Genomic DNA, 16,747 nt, shown 5'->3' with positions numbered 1-16,747 from the left:
GCGGCTGCTTGCCGCTTGATGGGAGCGTGGATGTTAAATCGTATTCGTATCTCGACCACACTGTTTTTGATTCTGATCCTTTGCGGTGTGTTGCAGGTTGGCAGTAACGGGTTGTCTTTTTGGGCGTTTCGCGATGGCTATCAGAATTTGCAGGAAGTTGAGGCGAGTAATCAGCAGCGCTCCGCACTGGCACAAACGCGTGCCGTGCTGTTGCAGGCAAGCACTGCGCTGAACAAGGCGGGAACCTTAACCGCGCTGAGTTATCCGCCGGATGATATCAAGGCGCTGATGGCGACGGCGCGCAACAGCCTTAAACAGGCCGACGCGCAGTTCAAAACGTTCACCGCGCAGGAGGACGTCAGCGAAAAAGGGAAAGCGCTGAAAGCTGCCATGAAGAAGAACTTTGAGCAGTGGCACAGCGATCTGGATCACCAGGCGACCTGGCTTGAGAACAACCAGCTCTCGGACTTTATGAGCGCGCCGGTGCAGGCCTCACAGGCGGCGTTTGATGACAGCTTTAACGCCTGGCAGCAGGACATTAACCAGTTTGTGCAGCGCGCAGGGGAGAGCAGCCGCATGAGCTACCACATGTCCGGCGTGATTTTTACCGTGGTGGTGATTCTGGCGGCACTGCTGACCGGTGCCGCGCTGCTCTGGTCGCGCAAGATGATTGTTCAGCCGCTGGCGATCATCAGCAGCCACTTCGACAGCATTGCGAAGGGGGATCTGGCGCGTCCGGTGGCAGTGTATGGCAAAAACGAAATTTCGGCGATCTTTGCCAGCCTGAAGGCGATGCAAGGATCGCTACGGGAAACGGTCTCCGATGTGCGCCAGGGCAGCTATGCCATGCACACCGGGATCTCAGAGATTGCGGCAGGCAATAACGATCTCTCTTCCCGTACCGAGCAACAGGCGGCCTCGCTGGCGCAAACGGCGGCCAGCATGGAACAGCTGACTGCAACGGTAAGCCAGAACGCCGACAACGCGCGCCAGGCGTCAGACCTGTCAAAACAGGCGGCGATGACGGCGAAGAAGGGGGGCGACCAGGCGTCTCATGTGGCCAGCACCATGCAGGATATTGCCGCCAGTTCGCAGAAAATTGGCGACATCATCAGCGTGATTGATGGCATTGCGTTCCAGACCAACATTCTGGCGCTGAACGCGGCTGTGGAAGCGGCGCGTGCGGGTGAGCAGGGGCGCGGGTTTGCTGTGGTGGCGGGTGAAGTCCGTAACCTGGCGAGCCGCAGCGCCAACGCGGCGAAAGAGATCAAAGGGCTGATTGAAGAGTCTGTCTCCCGCGTCCAGCAAGGCTCCGCGCTGGTGGATACGGCGGCGAAAACCATGCACGAGATTGTCACCTCCGTTACGCGGGTGAACGACATCATGGGCGAAATTGCCTCGGCGTCTGATGAGCAGCGTCGCGGGATTGAGCAGGTGGCCCAGGCGGTAAGCCAGATGGATCAGGTCACGCAGCAGAATGCCTCGTTAGTGGAGGAAGCGGCAGCGGCAACCGATCAGCTGGCCAGTCAGGCGGATCATCTGACCGGGCTGGTCGCGGTATTTAATGTCAAAGAGCACGTTGAAGCAGTAACAGAAGTCGGGCGGTCGCAGGCCGTGCCAGTTGTATCCTGAATGTAATTAAGAAGGCGCTATGACATCACCAATGCCTCCAGGGCAAACGTCATTATTGTTGCAGATGACACAGCGCCTCGCGCTGTCCGACGCGCATTTTCGTCGGATATGTCAGTTAATTTACCAGCGTGCGGGGATCGTGCTTGCTGACCATAAGCGAGACATGGTCTACAACCGTCTGGTGCGGCGCCTGCGTACGCTGGGGCTGGATGATTTTGGTCGCTACCTGAGCATGCTCGAAGCGAACCAGAACAGCGCCGAGTGGCAGGCTTTTATTAACTCTTTAACCACTAACCTGACGGCCTTTTTCCGCGAAGCTCATCACTTCCCGGTACTGGCAGAGCACGCCCGCCGTCGCACCGGGGAATATCGCGTCTGGAGTGCGGCGGCCTCGACCGGGGAAGAGCCTTACTCGCTGGCGATCACCCTTGCCGATACCCTGGGAATGGCGCCGGGTCGCTGGAAAGTGTACGCCAGCGATATCGACACCGAAGTGCTGGAGAAGGCGCGTAACGGCGTCTATCGCCAGGATGAGCTGAAGACGTTGTCGCCTCAGCAGCTTCAGCGTTACTTCATGCGCGGTACCGGCCCGCATGAAGGGCTGGTGCGCGTGCGCCAGGAGCTGGCGAACTGCGTGGAGTTTGCACCGGTTAACCTGCTGGATAAGCAGTACAACGTGCCGGGGCCTTTCGACGCCATTTTTTGCCGTAACGTCATGATCTATTTTGATAAAACGACGCAACAGGACATTCTGCGTCGGTTTGTTCCGTTGCTCAAGCCTGACGGTTTACTGTTTGCCGGGCACTCGGAAAACTTCAGCAACCTCGTGCGTGAGTTTAGCCTGCGTGGGCAAACGGTATATGCGCTGAGTAAGGAAAAAGCATGAGTAAAATCAGGGTATTGTCTGTCGATGATTCGGCGCTGATGCGCCAGATCATGACTGAAATTATCAATAGCCACAGCGACATGGAGATGGTCGCTACCGCGCCGGATCCGCTGGTAGCGCGGGATTTAATTAAAAAATATAACCCCGACGTGCTGACGCTGGATGTCGAGATGCCGCGCATGGATGGCATTGATTTTCTGGAAAAGTTGATGCGTCTGCGTCCGATGCCGGTGGTGATGGTCTCATCGCTGACTGGCAAAGGCTCGGAAATTACGCTGCGCGCGCTGGAGCTGGGGGCGGTGGATTTCGTCACCAAACCCCAGCTTGGCATTCGTGAAGGCATGCTGGCCTACAGCGAAATGATCGCTGAGAAGATCCGCACCGCCTCACGCGCGAAGCTCGCGGCCCATAAGCCAACGGCTGCCCCGGCAACCCTGAAGGCGGGTCCGTTACTCAGCTCGGAAAAACTGCTGGTGATTGGCGCATCAACCGGAGGAACAGAGGCAATTCGCCATGTACTCCAGCCATTGCCGCTTTCCAGTCCGGGTATTCTGATCACTCAACATATGCCGCCAGGCTTTACCCGCTCGTTCGCGGAGCGTCTGAACAAGCTGTGCCAGATCAGCGTGAAAGAGGCGGAAGATGGCGAGCGTGTGCTCCCGGGTCATGCTTACATCGCGCCGGGCGATAAGCATATGGAGCTGGCGCGCAGCGGCGCTAACTATCAAATCAAAATTCATGACGGGCCGCCGGTAAACCGGCACCGTCCGTCGGTGGATGTGCTGTTTCATTCGGTGGCGAAACATGCGGGGCGCAACGCCGTTGGGGTGATCCTGACGGGGATGGGCAACGATGGTGCCGCCGGAATGCTTGCAATGCACCAGGCTGGCGCCTGGACGATTGCGCAGAATGAAGCAAGTTGTGTGGTGTTCGGCATGCCGCGCGAGGCCATCAATATGGGTGGCGTGAGCGAAGTGGTCGATCTTAGCCAGGTAAGCCAGCAGATGCTGGCGAAAATCAGTGCCGGACAGGCAATACGTATTTGACTCAGGAGTATTATTTTATGGCGGATAAAGAGCTTAAGTTTTTGGTTGTGGATGACTTTTCCACCATGCGTCGCATTGTGCGTAACCTGCTGAAAGAGCTGGGCTTCAACAACGTTGAAGAAGCAGAAGACGGCGTGGATGCGCTGAACAAACTGCAGGCGGGCGGGTTTGGTTTTGTTATCTCTGACTGGAACATGCCGAATATGGATGGTCAGGAACTGCTGAAAACCATCCGCGCGGATGCAGGCATGGCCTCTATGCCGGTGCTGATGGTGACCGCAGAAGCGAAAAAAGAGAACATCATTGCCGCTGCACAGGCGGGCGCAAGCGGCTATGTGGTGAAGCCATTCACCGCGGCGACCCTGGAAGAGAAGCTCGGTAAGATCTTCGAGAAACTCGGCATGTGAGGTGTTGGTTATGATGCAACCTGCTATGAAACCCGTTGAAGAACATTCGCCCAGCGATATCATTGCCCGCATCGGCAGCCTGACACGCATGCTGCGTGACAGCCTGCGTGAACTGGGGCTGGACCAGGCAATCGCAGAAGCGGCGGAAGCGATTCCTGATGCGCGTGACCGTCTGGACTACGTTGTGCAGATGACCGCGCAAGCGGCTGAACGTGCGCTGAACAGCGTTGAAGCGTCACAACCGCACCAGGATGCGATGGAAAAGGGCGCAAAAGCGCTGACCAAACGCTGGGATGAGTGGTTTGAGAATCCTATCGAGCTGGCGGATGCCCGCGAGCTGGTGACGGATACCCGTCAGTTCCTGGGCGATGTACCGGGCCACACCAGCTTCACCAACGCTCAGCTGCTGGACATCATGATGGCGCAGGATTTCCAGGACCTGACCGGTCAGGTGATCAAGCGCATGATGGATGTGATTCAGGAGATTGAACGTCAGCTGCTGATGGTGCTGCTGGAAAACATCCCGGAACCGGCTGCACGTCCGAAACGCGAGAATGAAAGCCTGCTTAATGGCCCACAGCTCGACGCCACCAAAGCGGGCGTTGTGGCAAGCCAGGATCAGGTAGACGACCTGCTGGACAGTCTCGGCTTCTGATACGCCTTACCGCCTCAGGTGTGCATGCGCCTGAGGCGGTTAACGCAGAATCACCGAAAAGAGCCCGAATAAACGGGCTTTTCCCGCCATTGGATTTCCTCTGCGCTGGCATGATACCCGTGACGTAATGGGCTGAGCATGCACTGTGGCAGAAGAGAACGACGACAAGACAGAAGCCCCCACACCCCACCGACTTGAAAAAGCGCGTGAGGAAGGGCAGATCCCCCGATCCCGAGAGCTGACATCCTTGCTGATACTTATTGTGGGTGTGTGCATCATCTGGTGGGGTGGGGAGTCGCTCGCCCGAAAACTGGCGGGGATGCTCTCTGCCGGATTACGTTTCGACCACAGTATGGTCAACGACCCAAACCTTATCCTCAGCCAGATTATTCAGCTTATTAAAGGGGCCATGGTCGCACTGCTGCCACTGATTACCGGGGTGGTGCTGGTCGCGCTGATCTCGCCGGTGATGCTTGGCGGTCTGGTCTTTAGCACCAAATCGCTGCAACCAAAATTTTCCAAACTGAACCCGCTGTCCGGCATCGCGAAAATGTTCTCCGCACAGACCGGGGCAGAACTGCTTAAAGCCATCCTCAAAGCGGCGCTGATGGGCAGTGCCGCGGGGTTTTACCTGTGGCACAACTGGCCGGAAATGATGCGGCTTATCAGCGAGTCGCCTCTGACCGCGATGAGCAATGCATTGAATCTGGTCGGACTCTGCGCGCTGCTGGTGGTCCTCAGCATTATTCCGATGGTGGGGTTCGACGTCATCTTCCAGCTGTACAGCCATTTCAAAAAACTGCGCATGTCCCGTCAGGATATCCGTGACGAATATAAGCAGATGGAAGGTGACCCGCACGTGAAAGGGCGTATCCGCCAGATGCAGCGCGCCGCCGCCCGTCGACGGATGATGGAAGATGTACCGAAAGCCGACGTTATCGTCACCAACCCGACCCACTATTCCGTCGCGCTGCAGTACGACGAAAACAAAATGAGCGCGCCGAAAGTGGTGGCGAAGGGGGCGGGCTTAATCGCCCTGCGCATCCGCGAGATTGGCACGGAAAACCGGGTGCCAATACTGGAAGCGCCGCCGCTGGCGCGTGCGTTGTACCGCCACGCGGAAATTGGACAACAGATCCCAGGACAACTCTACGCCGCCGTGGCGGAAGTGCTGGCCTGGGTATGGCAGTTGAAACGCTGGCGTCTGGCTGGCGGTCAACGACCTGTCAAACCTGAGAACCTTCCGGTGCCTGCTGCGCTGGATTTTATGAACGAGAAGGACACTGATGGCTAATCTGGTGGCAATGTTGCGCCTGCCCGGCAACCTGAAATCGACCCAATGGCAAATCCTTGCCGGGCCGATCCTCATCCTGCTAATCCTGTCGATGATGGTATTGCCGCTGCCGGCATTCATCCTCGACCTGCTTTTCACTTTCAACATTGCGTTGTCCATCATGGTGCTGCTGGTGGCGATGTTCACCCAGCGTACCCTTGAGTTTGCGGCGTTCCCGACCATCCTGCTGTTTACCACCCTGTTACGACTGGCGCTGAACGTGGCGTCCACGCGTATCATCCTGATGGAAGGCCACACCGGCGCGGCAGCGGCGGGCAAAGTGGTTGAGGCCTTTGGCCACTTCCTCGTGGGCGGTAACTTTGCCATCGGCATCGTGGTGTTTGTCATCCTCGTTATCATCAACTTTATGGTTATCACCAAAGGTGCAGGGCGTATTGCGGAAGTGGGTGCGCGCTTTGTGCTGGACGGGATGCCGGGTAAGCAGATGGCGATCGACGCTGACCTTAACGCCGGGCTTATCGCGGAAGATGAAGCGAAAAAACGCCGTGCGGAAGTGACCCAGGAAGCGGACTTCTACGGCTCAATGGACGGTGCGAGTAAGTTTGTGCGCGGTGACGCCATCGCGGGCATTCTCATCATGGTGATTAACGTGGTGGGTGGCCTGCTTGTTGGGGTGCTGCAGCATGGCATGGGCATGGGCCAGGCGGCTGAAAGCTATACGCTGCTGACCATTGGTGACGGTCTGGTTGCGCAGATCCCGGCGCTGGTCATTTCTACCGCCGCGGGCGTTATTGTTACCCGCGTCAGTACCGATCAGGACGTTGGCGAGCAGATGGTTGGCCAGCTGTTCAGCAACCCGCGCGTCATGCTGCTGGCGGCGGCGGTGCTGGGCCTGCTCGGCCTGGTGCCGGGCATGCCGAACCTGGTTTTCCTGCTGTTCACGGCAGCATTACTGGGCCTTGCCTGGTGGATGCGTGGCCGTGAAATGAAACCCGCGGCAGAACCTGTACCGGTAAAAATGCCGGAGAACACGCAGGCCGTGGAAGCCACCTGGAACGACGTTCAGCTGGAAGATTCGCTGGGGATGGAAGTGGGTTACCGTCTGATCCCGATGGTCGATTTCCAGCAGGATGGCGAACTGCTTGGCCGCATCCGCAGTATCCGGAAAAAGTTCGCCCAGGATATGGGCTTCCTGCCGCCGGTTGTGCACATCCGCGACAACATGGATCTTCCGCCTGCCCGCTACCGTATTCTGATGAAAGGGGTTGAGATTGGCAGCGGTGATGCGTATCCAGGCCGCTGGCTGGCGATTAACCCGGGCACAGCCGCCGGTACGCTGCCGGGTGAACAGACCATCGATCCCGCGTTTGGTCTGGCCGCTATCTGGATTGAAAGCGCGCTCAAAGAGCAGGCGCAAATTCAGGGGTATACCGTGGTGGAGGCCAGTACCGTGGTGGCTACCCATCTTAACCACCTGATTGGACAGTTCTCAGCAGAGCTGTTTGGCCGTCAGGAAGCACAGCAGTTACTCGACCGCGTGAGCCAGGAGATGCCGAAGCTGACGGAGGATCTGGTACCGGGCGTGCTGACGTTGACCACCCTGCATAAGGTGCTGCAGAACCTGCTTGATGAAAAAGTGCCGATCCGCGATATGCGCACCATTCTGGAAACCCTCGCCGAGCACGCGCCGCTGCAAAGCGATCCGCATGAGTTGACGGCGGTGGTGCGCGTGGCGCTGGGCCGCGCGATCACCCAGCAGTGGTTCCCGGGCACCGGTGAAGTGCAGGTGATTGGCCTGGATACGCCGCTGGAACGTCTGCTGTTGCAGGCCCTGCAGGGCGGTGGCGGGCTGGAGCCGGGTCTGGCTGACCGTCTGCTGGCGCAAACACAGGAGGCGCTGGCGCGTCAGGAGATGCTGGGTGCACCGCCGGTGCTGCTGGTGAACCATGCGCTGCGTCCGCTGCTGTCACGCTTCCTGCGCCGTAGCCTGAACCAGCTGGTGGTGCTGTCGAATCTGGAGCTGTCTGATAATCGCCATATTCGTATGACGGCGACGATTGGAGGTAAATAATGCGTAAGTGGTTAGGGCTATTACTCTTCCCGCTGGTGGCGCAGGCCGCGGGCGAAGGGAGCTGGCAGGCCAGCAGCATCGGCGTGACCCTCAGCAACCGTGGCGTGGCGATGTCGTCGCGCCCGCTGGCACCTTCTGAACCGGTATCCGGTCAGATGAGCCTGGTGGTGTGGAACTACTCGCTGATTGGCCCGACGCCTGCCGGGCTGCAGGTGCGTCTGTGCTCCCAGAGCCGTTGCACGGAAATTGACGGAGAGAGCGGCACTACCCAGGCGTTTAACGGCGTACCTGCGGTAGAACCTTTACGCTTTATCTGGGAAGTGCCGGGCGGCGGGCGGTTGATCCCGGCGCTCAAGGTGCAGAGTAATTCCGTTATCGTTAACTACCGCTAGTTGCCTGCCTCAACGCCCGTTATCAACGTTTATGATAGCGGGCTCGCAAAAATGACCTCGCCTTTTGAAGTAATAGAAACGCTGTTTTATAAATCAGTGATGCACGTAATGACACTCTTTGCATTTTTGCCAGCCTTTGCGGTGTGATGGCAGAAACAGAAAGGTTTCCACAGTGCGTTAATTCTACTGTAGCCGTGTAAAAACTCCCGGACGAGGTTTGCTTACAGGGGGTCTCCTAAAACTGATTAGGGTTGACGGCAATGAAAACACGAAAAATTGGACTCGCAAACTATCTTGCATACGGGGCAGGGGATTTCCTCGGCGCGGGAACGACCGCGCTGACGGCGGCCTGGCTTTTGTATTTTTATACGACCTTCTGTGGACTCACACCGATTGAAGCGACCTTTATTTTTGCTGCTGCAAGGGTGCTGGACGCGGTGGTCAGCCCGCTGATGGGCTTTTTAACCGATAACTTTGGCACCACCTGGCTGGGCAAACGCTTTGGCCGTCGCAAATTCTTTATTCTGCTCGGCATTCCCTGCGTCTTCAGCTACTCCCTGATGTGGGTTGGGGAGATGAATTTCTGGTACTACCTGCTGACCTATCTGGTCTTCGATATCGTCTACACCATGATTCTGGTGCCGTATGAAACGCTGGTCCCGGAGATGACCGATGACTTTAAACAGAAAACGAAATTCTCCGGTGCGCGTATTTCGATGGCGCAGATGTCCGCTATCCTGGCTTCGTTCCTGCCGGGGATCCTGCTGACCCACTTTGGTAAAGACAACGCGATTTCATTCTTCTACGCAAGCCTGGTCTTCTCGGTGCTGTGCGCGCTGATGCTGACCTTTGTCTGGTTCTTCACCTGGGAGCGCCCGCGCGAGGAGTGGTCCGAAGCGGCCCTGCGCGCGGAAGAAGAGAAGAAAAAACTGACCCTGGGCCAGAGCCTGAATCGCCTGTTTGTGGAGTTAAGCTCGACGCTGCGCATCAAGATTTTCCGTCAGCACCTGGGCATGTACCTCGGCGGCTACATTGCGCAGGACGTCTTCAACGCCGTCTTTACCTATTACGTGGTGTTTGTGCTAATGCAGGAGGCGTCAATGGCATCGAACCTGCTGGGCACGATGGCCATCTTCCAGTTCCTTGCCGTGATTGGGATGATCCCGCTGTGCATTCGCTTTGGGCCTGCGCCGTCTTACCGCATGGTGGTGGTGCTGTTTGGCCTGGCCTCTCTCTCCTACGCCGTGCTGTATTATGCCGGGCTGAGCGACGTTTACGCTTTGCTGCTGCTTATCTCCGCGGTTGCCGGTCTTGGTCGCGGCGGTATCAACTATGTGCCGTGGAACACCTATACCTACATTGCTGACGTGGACGAAGTGATCACCGGCCAGCGTCGTGAGGGCATCTTCGCCGGTATCATGACACTGACCCGAAAAGCGTCTCAGGCCGGTGCGGTAATGCTGGTGGGCATCGTGATGCAGATGTCCGGCTTTGTCAGCGGTCAGAAAACCCAGCCTGCTGAAGTCAGCCACACCATTCTGCTGATTTTGAGCGTGGGAACCCTTCTGGTGCTGTTCTGTGGCTTCCTGGTCTCCCTGCGCTTCAGGCTCAATCTACAAACCCACAGCACGCTGCGCGAAGAGACCGCGAAAATGCGCGAATCGGGCCGCGCCATGCCTGAAGCGGCCACCCCGCACGCCCGCGCCACCGTGGAAATGCTGGCCGGTATGCCGTTCGAATCCTTGTGGGGGAATAACAACATTGGTTATCTCAATCGCAATAAACCAGCGGCTCCTTCGCTGAAGGGACGTGCGGTACTGAATTCGACATACAACAGAGGTTAAGATGATGAAAATTTGGCCTGTCAAACATAGCCCCTTGCTGCGTCAGCCAGAGCGTTTTATCGCCAGGGACGAGCTGAAATCGCTGATTCAGAAGGTGACGCATAACCTGGTCAATATCCACGACAAAACGGGTGAATTTTTGCTGCGGCTGGACGACGGGCGCGTCATAGATACCAAAGGCTGGGCAGGGTGGGAGTGGACGCACGGCGTCGCGTTGTACGGTATCTGGCAGTACTACTGCCAGACCGGCGACGACGGGATGCGCGACATTATCGACAGCTGGTTTGCGGACCGTTTTGCACAAGGGGCAACCACCAAAAACGTGAATACCATGTCGCCGTTCCTGACGCTGGCGTACCGCTATGAAGAGACCCGAAATCCGGCCTGGCTGCCGTGGCTGGAGAGCTGGGCGGAGTGGGCGATGCATGAGATGCCGCGTACCGAACACGGCGGCATGCAGCACATTACCCTGGCGGAAGAGAACGCGCAGCAGATGTGGGATGACACGCTGATGATGACGGTCCTGCCGCTGGCCAAAATTGGCAAGCTGCTGAACAAACCGGAATACGTTGAGGAGGCGGTGTACCAGTTCCTGCTGCACGTGCAGAACCTGATGGACCGGGAGACCGGGCTGTGGTTCCACGGCTGGAACTATGACGGCAACCATAACTTTGCCCATGCCCGCTGGGCGCGTGGCAACAGCTGGCTCACCATTGTGATCCCGGACTTCCTCGAACTGGTCGATCTGCCGGAAAACAACGCCGTGCGCCGTTATCTGACGCAGGTGCTCAATGCGCAGATTGCCGCGCTGGCGACATGTCAGGACGACAGTGGCCTGTGGCATACGCTGCTCGACGACCCAGACTCATACCTGGAGGCGTCGGCCACGGCAGGCTTTGCCTACGGTATTCTTAAGGCCGTGCGTAAACGCTATGTGGCGGCGGAATACGCTGATGTCGCGGAGAAAGCCATCAGAGGGATTGTGAAAAACATCTCGCCGGAAGGGGAGCTGCTGCAAACGTCGTTCGGAACCGGGATGGGGAGCGATCTGGAGTTTTACCGCCAGATCCCGCTGACGTCGATGCCGTACGGTCAGGCAATGGCAATCCTCTGTTTGACGGAGTATTTGCGGAAGTACTTCTGATCATAAAAAAACCCGGCGATGATAGCCGGGTTTTTTGTATTACATACGTTCTACGGTTTCGATACCCAGGGTATCCAGACCCAGCTTCAGGGTCTTCGCCGTCAGCTGCGCCAGCTTCAGGCGGCTGTTGCGGACCGATTCATTTTCCGCAGACAGAATAGGGCAGTGCTCGTAGAAGCCGGAGAACAGACCGGCCAGATCGTACAGGTAAGCACACATCACGTGCGGCGTACCGTCGCGCGCAACCACGGACAGCGTCTCTTCAAACTGCAGCAGACGGGCCGCCAGCTGGGCTTCGCGATCTTCGGTAATGGTGACGGTCGCATTCGCCAGCACGCTTTCATCGATATTCGCTTTACGGAACACCGAGAGCACGCGGGTGTAGGCATACTGCATGTACGGCGCGGTGTTACCTTCAAACGCCAGCATGTTGTCCCAGTCGAAGATATAGTCGGTGGTACGGTTCTTGGAGAGATCCGCGTATTTCACCGCACCGATACCCACGGCGTTCGCCAGTTTTTCCAGCTCCTCGGCCGGCATATCCGGGTTCTTCTCTGCCACCAGGCGACGGGCGCGTTCCAGCGCTTCGTCCAGCAGGTCGGACAGCTTCACCGTACCGCCCGCACGGGTTTTGAACGGCTTGCCGTCTTTACCCAGCATCATGCCGAACATGTGGTGTTCCAGCGGTACGCAATCGGGAACATAACCGGCTTTACGCACGATAGTCCACGCCTGCATCAGGTGCTGGTGCTGACGGGAGTCGATGTAGTACAGCACGCGGTCAGCATGCAGCGTTTCGTAACGGTACTTCGCACAGGCGATATCGGTGGTGGTGTAGAGGTAGCCGCCATCCTTTTTCTGGATGATCACGCCCATCGGTTCGCCTTCCTTGTTTTTGTACTCATCAAGGAATACGACCGTTGCGCCTTCGCTCTCAACCGCCAGATGTTTGGCCTTCAGGTCAGCCACAATGCCCGGCAGCATTGGGTTATAGAGGCTTTCACCCATCACGTCGTCGCGGGTCAGGGTGACGTTCAGACGGTTATAGGTGAGCTGGTTCTGGGACATGGTGATGTCCACCAGCTTGCGCCACATCTCCAGGAAATACGGGTCGCCGCCCTGCAGTTTCACCACATAGCTACGCGCGCGCTCGGCGAAGGCTTCATCTTCGTCGTAGTGTTTTTTGGCTTCACGGTAGAACCCTTCCAGGTCCGCCAGCGCCATTTCACCCGCGTTTTCCTGCTGCTGTTTTTCCAGGTAAGCAATCAGCATACCGAACTGGGTACCCCAGTCACCCACGTGGTTCGCGCGGATCACCTTGTGACCGAGGAACTCAAGGGTGCGTACTGCCGCGTCACCGATGATGGTGGAGCGCAGGTGGCCAACGTGCATCTCTTTCGCGACGTTTGGCGCGGAGTAGTCAATCACCACGGTCTGTGGCTCTGGCTGGGTTACGCCCAGACGGTCAGATTTCAGCGCTGCGTCAACGTGGCTTGCCAGGAAGGCCGGCTCAAGGAAAATGTTGATAAAGCCCGGACCAGCGATTTCGGTTTTGCTGGCAATGCCGGTGAGATCCAGATGAGTCAGCACCTGCTCAGCCAGTTGTCGCGGCGGCATGCCCAGTTTTTTAGCCACTGCCATCACGCCATTAGCCTGATAGTCGCCAAACTGTACTTTCGCTGACTGACGAACCTGCGGTTCGCAATCCGCAGGCGCACCTGCGGCAATCAGTGCCTGACTGACTTTTTCTGAGAGAAGAGCCTGAATATTCACCTGGATACCTTACGTTTTTGATGCGGGCTGACTGCCACCCGCGCCAGTTAAAGAATGAGGGCGGGAGTATACTGCAAATGCCTTCTGGCGTCAGCATTGCGGGGGGCGAAGATTGCGCAGAATCCAGGCTAAGAAAGCATGCATAATCATGCAGTGATAAAAAGCGTCATTCCGCGGTTGGTCAAAAGGGGGCAACAGAGTAAATTAGCGGCTTTGCGACACGATAAGAGACTGACTTATGGCGAACTGGCAATCCATTGACGAACTGCATGATATTTCCGCAGATTTACCGCGCTTCACCCAGGCGTTCACAGAACTTGCCACCCGTCTTGGTCTGGACATCGCACCGCTTGAGGCCGATCACATCTCCTTGCGCTGTCATCAGAACGCCACCGCCGAGCGCTGGCGTCGCGGGTTTGAACAGTGCGGGGAACTGCTCTCTGAGAACATCATCAACGGCCGTCCTATCTGTCTGTTTAAACTGCATGAGCCGGTCTGCGTAGCGCACTGGCAGTTTAGCGTTGTTGAACTGCCGTGGCCGGGAGAAAAACGTTACCCGCATGAAGGCTGGGAGCACATCGAAATCGTGCTGCCAGGCGAGCCCGAAACGCTGAATGCGCGCGCGCTGGCGCTGCTGTCTGATGAGGGGTTGAGCAAGCCGGGTATCTTTGTGAAAACGAGTTCACCAAAAGGCGAGCGCGAGCGTTTACCGAACCCGACGCTGGCCGTGACTGACGGACAGGTGACGGTGAAGTTCCATACCTGGACGATAGAACAGATTGTTGCCAGCGAAGAGTAAGCGTTGTGACGACACGCGAAGACCGACCGGGAGCGGCGTGTCATGATGGTGCATTACGCGAAATTAAAGGAGGAGTGGATGGCGCTGCTGGAGATTTGCTGTTACAGCGTGGAGTGTGCCGTGACGGCGCAACAGCGGGGGGCTGACCGCATTGAACTGTGCGCGGCACCGAAAGAAGGGGGGTTAACGCCCTCGTACGGTGTGTTGAAGTCTGCCCGTCAGGCTGTCACCGTTCCGGTACACCCTATCATTCGTCCTCGGGGCGGTGATTTTTGTTACACGGCAGGTGAGTTCAATGCCATGCTTGACGATATCGCCCTTGTTCGCGATCTGGGTTTTCCGGGGCTGGTGACGGGACTGCTCAATGAAGAAGGTAACGTCGATGTACCGCGGATGCGCCAGGTAATGGCGGCCGCAAAGGGGATGGCGGTAACATTTCATCGCGCGTTCGATATGTGTAAAAACCCATTGCAAGCCTTTGATACCCTTGCGGAACTTGGCGTGGCGCGTGTGCTGACATCGGGTCAGCAGTCGTCGGCTGAAAAAGGACTGCAATTAATTACGGAACTAAAAGCACATTCCGGTGTTCCAATAATAATGGCGGGTGCGGGAGTCCGTGCCAGCAATCTGGAACTGTTTTTAAACGCCGGGGTGGAAGAGCTTCACAGCTCTGCCGGGAAATGGATACCGTCGCCCATGCGTTATCGCAATACAGGGTTGTCTATGTCGACGGATGCTGAAGCGGATGAGTACTCACGCTACGGTGTAGATGGAGAGTCGGTTGCGGAAATGAAATCGCTGATTGAACGTCATCACGTGTAGCAACGTACCGATTTTTACCGCGCATCATGTCGCCCAATATGATGCTTGCTTGTACCAGGCCCCTGCCAATTACACAGGGGCCTTTTTTTCTCCTTCATATTTCAAGCCGCAGCTGCGTTGGCTGCCTCGCTCCCCCCAGTCACTTACTGATGTAAGCTCCTGGGGATTCGCTGCGTTGCCGCCTTGCTGCAACTTGAAATATTTTGGAGAAAACCTGCGATGACCAGGCCGGGTATGGCGCAGCCGCCACCCGGCTAAAAGGCTACGGCTTCGTGGCAATCAACACCGCACGCATTGGCGCCGGATAGCCTTCAACGGTTTTGCTGTGGTCGGTTGGGTCAAGGAACTGCTCCAGCGATTCGGTCACCATCCACTCCGTGCGGCGTTGCTCCTCGATGGAGGTCACGCAGACGTCGGCGATGCGCACATCCACAAATCCGCACTTCTCCAGCCAGTTTTTCAGCGCCAGCGCGGAAGGAATGAAGTAGACGTTGCGCATTTGCGCGTAACGATCGCCGGGAACCAGAACGGTATTTTCATCGCCTTCGACCACCAGCGTTTCCAGCACCAGTTCGCCGCCGCTGACCAGCTGATCTTTCAGCTGCCATAAATGCTCCAGCGGGGAACGGCGGTGGTAAAGCACGCCCATGGAGAAGACGGTATCAAACGCTTTCAGCGCGGGCAGTTGCTCAATGCCCAGAGGCAGCAAATGCGCGCGCTGGTCGTTACCCAGCAGCTTACGCACGGCTTCGAACTGGCACAGGAACAACTGCATCGGGTCGATGCCAACGGCTAAATGCGCGCCCGCGCCAATCATGCGCCACATGTGGTAACCGCTACCGCAGCCGACGTCCAGAATGGTACGCCCGGTCAGGTCGGAGAGGTGCGGCAGCACGCGATCCCATTTCCAGTCGGAGCGCCATTCAGTATTGATATTCACCCCGTAGAGCGAAAACGGTCCTTTGCGCCACGGCATCAGGTTACGCATCAGCGTTTCGATGCGATTAATCTGCCCGGCGGGCAGCGGCTCTGCGCTTTCGGCCGTGACGCTGTGCAGCAGATCCAGACGGTGAGGCGTCAGCTCCGGCAGAAACTCCACCGCATTTGACCACTGCTTCAACAGCCCATGCTGCTGATCGCGCTGCCAGGTGGCAATCTGCGCAGGCAGCGTCTCCAGCCAGTGGGAGAGATGGTTTTTTGCAATCAACTGATAGAAGTTACCGAACTCAATCATGCCGCGTCCTCAGCTTTCAGCGCCACCAGGGAGCCAAAGTTAAAGCACTGGAACCACAGTTCGCTGTGCTCAAAGCCTGCCTGGCGCAGACGCGCTTTATGGGTTTCCACGGAGTCCGTCAGCATCACGTTTTCCAGCATGCTGCGTTTCTGGCTAATCTCCAGCTCGCTGTAGCCGTTTGCACGTTTGAAATCGTGGTGCATGTTGAACAGCAGTTCGCCGACGGTCGCGTCTTCAAAGCTGAATTTCTCAGACAGCACAAGCGCGCCACCGGGGTTAAGGCCCTGATAAATTTTGTCCAGCAGCCGCTGGCGGTCATCGGGCACCAGGAACTGCAGGGTAAAATTCAGCACGACCATCGAGGCGTTGTGGATTTCGATGTCACGAATGTCGCCTTCAACGACCTCGACCGGAGTTGCCGCTTTCCAGGCATCAATATGACGGCGGCAGCGTTCAACCATCGCCGGGGAGTTATCGACGGCAATGATTTTACAGCCTTCGTGATGAACGTTACGACGTACCGACAACGTTGCCGCGCCGAGCGAGCAGCCCAGGTCATACACCTGCGTGCCGGGTTGAACGAAGCGCTCAGCCAGCATGCCGATCATGGAGATAATATTGGAATAACCGGGAACAGAGCGCTGGATCATATCCGGGAAGACTTCGGCTACCCGTTCATCGAAGGTCCAGTCGCCCAGGCTGGCGATAGGCGCGGAAAAAAGCGTGTCGCGATCTGACATAACGTAAA

General features: G+C 57.3%; 15 protein-coding genes. 12 read left to right on the top strand and 3 right to left on the bottom strand.

The window, feature by feature from the left end:
• The first annotated feature begins 30 nt into the window (after positions 1–30).
• From tap to APU11_RS21050, 10 genes are all read left to right on the top strand, one after another.
• Entirely contained in the window at positions 31–1,632 is a 1,602-nt protein-coding gene (gene tap / locus APU11_RS21095) for a methyl-accepting chemotaxis protein IV (RefSeq protein WP_029882322.1), read from the top strand.
• A gap of 19 nt (positions 1,633–1,651) precedes the next feature.
• A complete protein-coding gene (gene cheR, locus APU11_RS21090; protein WP_008500429.1) occupies positions 1,652–2,518 on the top strand; it encodes a protein-glutamate O-methyltransferase CheR in 867 nt (288 codons plus the stop codon).
• Positions 2,515–3,564 (top strand): chemotaxis response regulator protein-glutamate methylesterase, encoded by a 1,050-nt coding sequence (locus APU11_RS21085; protein WP_003859716.1) that lies wholly within the window; start codon positions 2,515–2,517, stop codon positions 3,562–3,564. Before cheR ends, APU11_RS21085 begins: the two co-directional genes overlap by 4 nt.
• A 17-nt stretch (positions 3,565–3,581) precedes the next feature.
• The gene (gene cheY, locus APU11_RS21080; RefSeq protein ID WP_060578715.1) at positions 3,582–3,971 is read left to right on the top strand and encodes a chemotaxis response regulator CheY; all 390 of its coding nucleotides are present in this window, start codon (positions 3,582–3,584) and stop codon (positions 3,969–3,971) included.
• 10 nt (positions 3,972–3,981) lie between these two features.
• Positions 3,982–4,626 (top strand): protein phosphatase CheZ, encoded by a 645-nt coding sequence (cheZ, locus tag APU11_RS21075; RefSeq protein ID WP_013096065.1) that lies wholly within the window; start codon positions 3,982–3,984, stop codon positions 4,624–4,626.
• Positions 4,627–4,771: 145 nt separating this feature from the next.
• Positions 4,772–5,920: a flagellar biosynthesis protein FlhB gene (flhB, locus tag APU11_RS21070; protein WP_013096066.1), complete on the top strand. Its 1,149-nt coding sequence runs from the start codon at positions 4,772–4,774 to the stop codon at positions 5,918–5,920.
• Positions 5,913–7,991, top strand: a complete 2,079-nt coding sequence (gene flhA / locus APU11_RS21065) for a flagellar biosynthesis protein FlhA (protein ID WP_020687642.1) — start codon at positions 5,913–5,915, stop codon at positions 7,989–7,991. Before flhB ends, flhA begins: the two co-directional genes overlap by 8 nt.
• Positions 7,991–8,383 (top strand): flagellar protein FlhE, encoded by a 393-nt coding sequence (locus APU11_RS21060; RefSeq protein WP_029882321.1) that lies wholly within the window; start codon positions 7,991–7,993, stop codon positions 8,381–8,383. The genes flhA and APU11_RS21060 overlap by 1 nt, the downstream gene beginning before the upstream one ends.
• Before the next feature lie 260 nt (positions 8,384–8,643).
• Positions 8,644–10,227, top strand: coding sequence for an MFS transporter (locus APU11_RS21055; RefSeq protein WP_020687644.1), 1,584 nt, complete (start codon positions 8,644–8,646; stop codon positions 10,225–10,227).
• Between the two features lie 4 nt (positions 10,228–10,231).
• On the top strand, positions 10,232–11,371 hold the full coding sequence (locus APU11_RS21050) for a glycoside hydrolase family 105 protein (RefSeq protein ID WP_038979744.1): 1,140 nt from the start codon (positions 10,232–10,234) through the stop codon (positions 11,369–11,371).
• Positions 11,372–11,410: 39 nt separating this feature from the next.
• On the opposite strand, the gene argS is transcribed toward APU11_RS21050, so the two are convergent.
• Positions 11,411–13,144, bottom strand: coding sequence for an arginine--tRNA ligase (argS, locus tag APU11_RS21045; RefSeq protein WP_029882318.1), 1,734 nt, complete (start codon positions 13,142–13,144; stop codon positions 11,411–11,413).
• 238 nt (positions 13,145–13,382) lie between these two features.
• Here argS and APU11_RS21040 point away from each other — a divergent pair, with 238 nt between their 5' ends.
• Together APU11_RS21040 and cutC are read left to right on the top strand one after the other, a co-directional pair.
• Positions 13,383–13,943 carry a VOC family protein gene (locus tag APU11_RS21040; protein ID WP_038979737.1) on the top strand — a complete coding sequence of 187 codons (561 nt, stop codon included), beginning with the start codon at positions 13,383–13,385 and terminating at the stop codon, positions 13,941–13,943.
• A 78-nt stretch (positions 13,944–14,021) separates the two neighbouring features.
• Positions 14,022–14,765 carry a copper homeostasis protein CutC gene (gene cutC / locus APU11_RS21035; RefSeq protein WP_029882316.1) on the top strand — a complete coding sequence of 248 codons (744 nt, stop codon included), beginning with the start codon at positions 14,022–14,024 and terminating at the stop codon, positions 14,763–14,765.
• Between the two features lie 262 nt (positions 14,766–15,027).
• On the opposite strand, the gene cmoB is transcribed toward cutC, so the two are convergent.
• Together cmoB and cmoA are read right to left on the bottom strand one after the other, a co-directional pair.
• Complete coding sequence (gene cmoB, locus APU11_RS21030; protein WP_013096075.1) at positions 15,028–15,999, bottom strand: tRNA 5-methoxyuridine(34)/uridine 5-oxyacetic acid(34) synthase CmoB; 972 nt, start codon at positions 15,997–15,999, stop codon at positions 15,028–15,030.
• The gene (cmoA, locus tag APU11_RS21025; RefSeq protein WP_013096076.1) at positions 15,996–16,739 is read right to left on the bottom strand and encodes a carboxy-S-adenosyl-L-methionine synthase CmoA; all 744 of its coding nucleotides are present in this window, start codon (positions 16,737–16,739) and stop codon (positions 15,996–15,998) included. The genes cmoB and cmoA overlap by 4 nt, the downstream gene beginning before the upstream one ends.
• Positions 16,740–16,747 lie beyond the last annotated feature (8 nt).

Source organism: Enterobacter sp. 50793107 (assembly GCF_001463365.1).
Taxonomy (GTDB): domain Bacteria; phylum Pseudomonadota; class Gammaproteobacteria; order Enterobacterales; family Enterobacteriaceae; genus Enterobacter; species Enterobacter cloacae.
Note: the sequence above shows the minus strand (reverse complement) of the source record. Positions and strands in the feature narration are given on the sequence as shown.

Coding starts and splice junctions, on each gene's coding strand:
- tap (WP_029882322.1), top strand. CDS start 31: ATGTTAAATCGTATTCGTATCTCGACCACACTGTTTTTGATTCTGATC.
- cheR (WP_008500429.1), top strand. CDS start 1,652: ATGACATCACCAATGCCTCCAGGGCAAACGTCATTATTGTTGCAGATG.
- APU11_RS21085 (WP_003859716.1), top strand. CDS start 2,515: ATGAGTAAAATCAGGGTATTGTCTGTCGATGATTCGGCGCTGATGCGC.
- cheY (WP_060578715.1), top strand. CDS start 3,582: ATGGCGGATAAAGAGCTTAAGTTTTTGGTTGTGGATGACTTTTCCACC.
- cheZ (WP_013096065.1), top strand. CDS start 3,982: ATGATGCAACCTGCTATGAAACCCGTTGAAGAACATTCGCCCAGCGAT.
- flhA (WP_020687642.1), top strand. CDS start 5,913: ATGGCTAATCTGGTGGCAATGTTGCGCCTGCCCGGCAACCTGAAATCG.
- APU11_RS21060 (WP_029882321.1), top strand. CDS start 7,991: ATGCGTAAGTGGTTAGGGCTATTACTCTTCCCGCTGGTGGCGCAGGCC.
- APU11_RS21055 (WP_020687644.1), top strand. CDS start 8,644: ATGAAAACACGAAAAATTGGACTCGCAAACTATCTTGCATACGGGGCA.
- APU11_RS21050 (WP_038979744.1), top strand. CDS start 10,232: ATGAAAATTTGGCCTGTCAAACATAGCCCCTTGCTGCGTCAGCCAGAG.
- APU11_RS21040 (WP_038979737.1), top strand. CDS start 13,383: ATGGCGAACTGGCAATCCATTGACGAACTGCATGATATTTCCGCAGAT.
- cutC (WP_029882316.1), top strand. CDS start 14,022: ATGGCGCTGCTGGAGATTTGCTGTTACAGCGTGGAGTGTGCCGTGACG.
- cmoB (WP_013096075.1), bottom strand. CDS start 15,999: ATGATTGAGTTCGGTAACTTCTATCAGTTGATTGCAAAAAACCATCTC.
- cmoA (WP_013096076.1), bottom strand. CDS start 16,739: ATGTCAGATCGCGACACGCTTTTTTCCGCGCCTATCGCCAGCCTGGGC.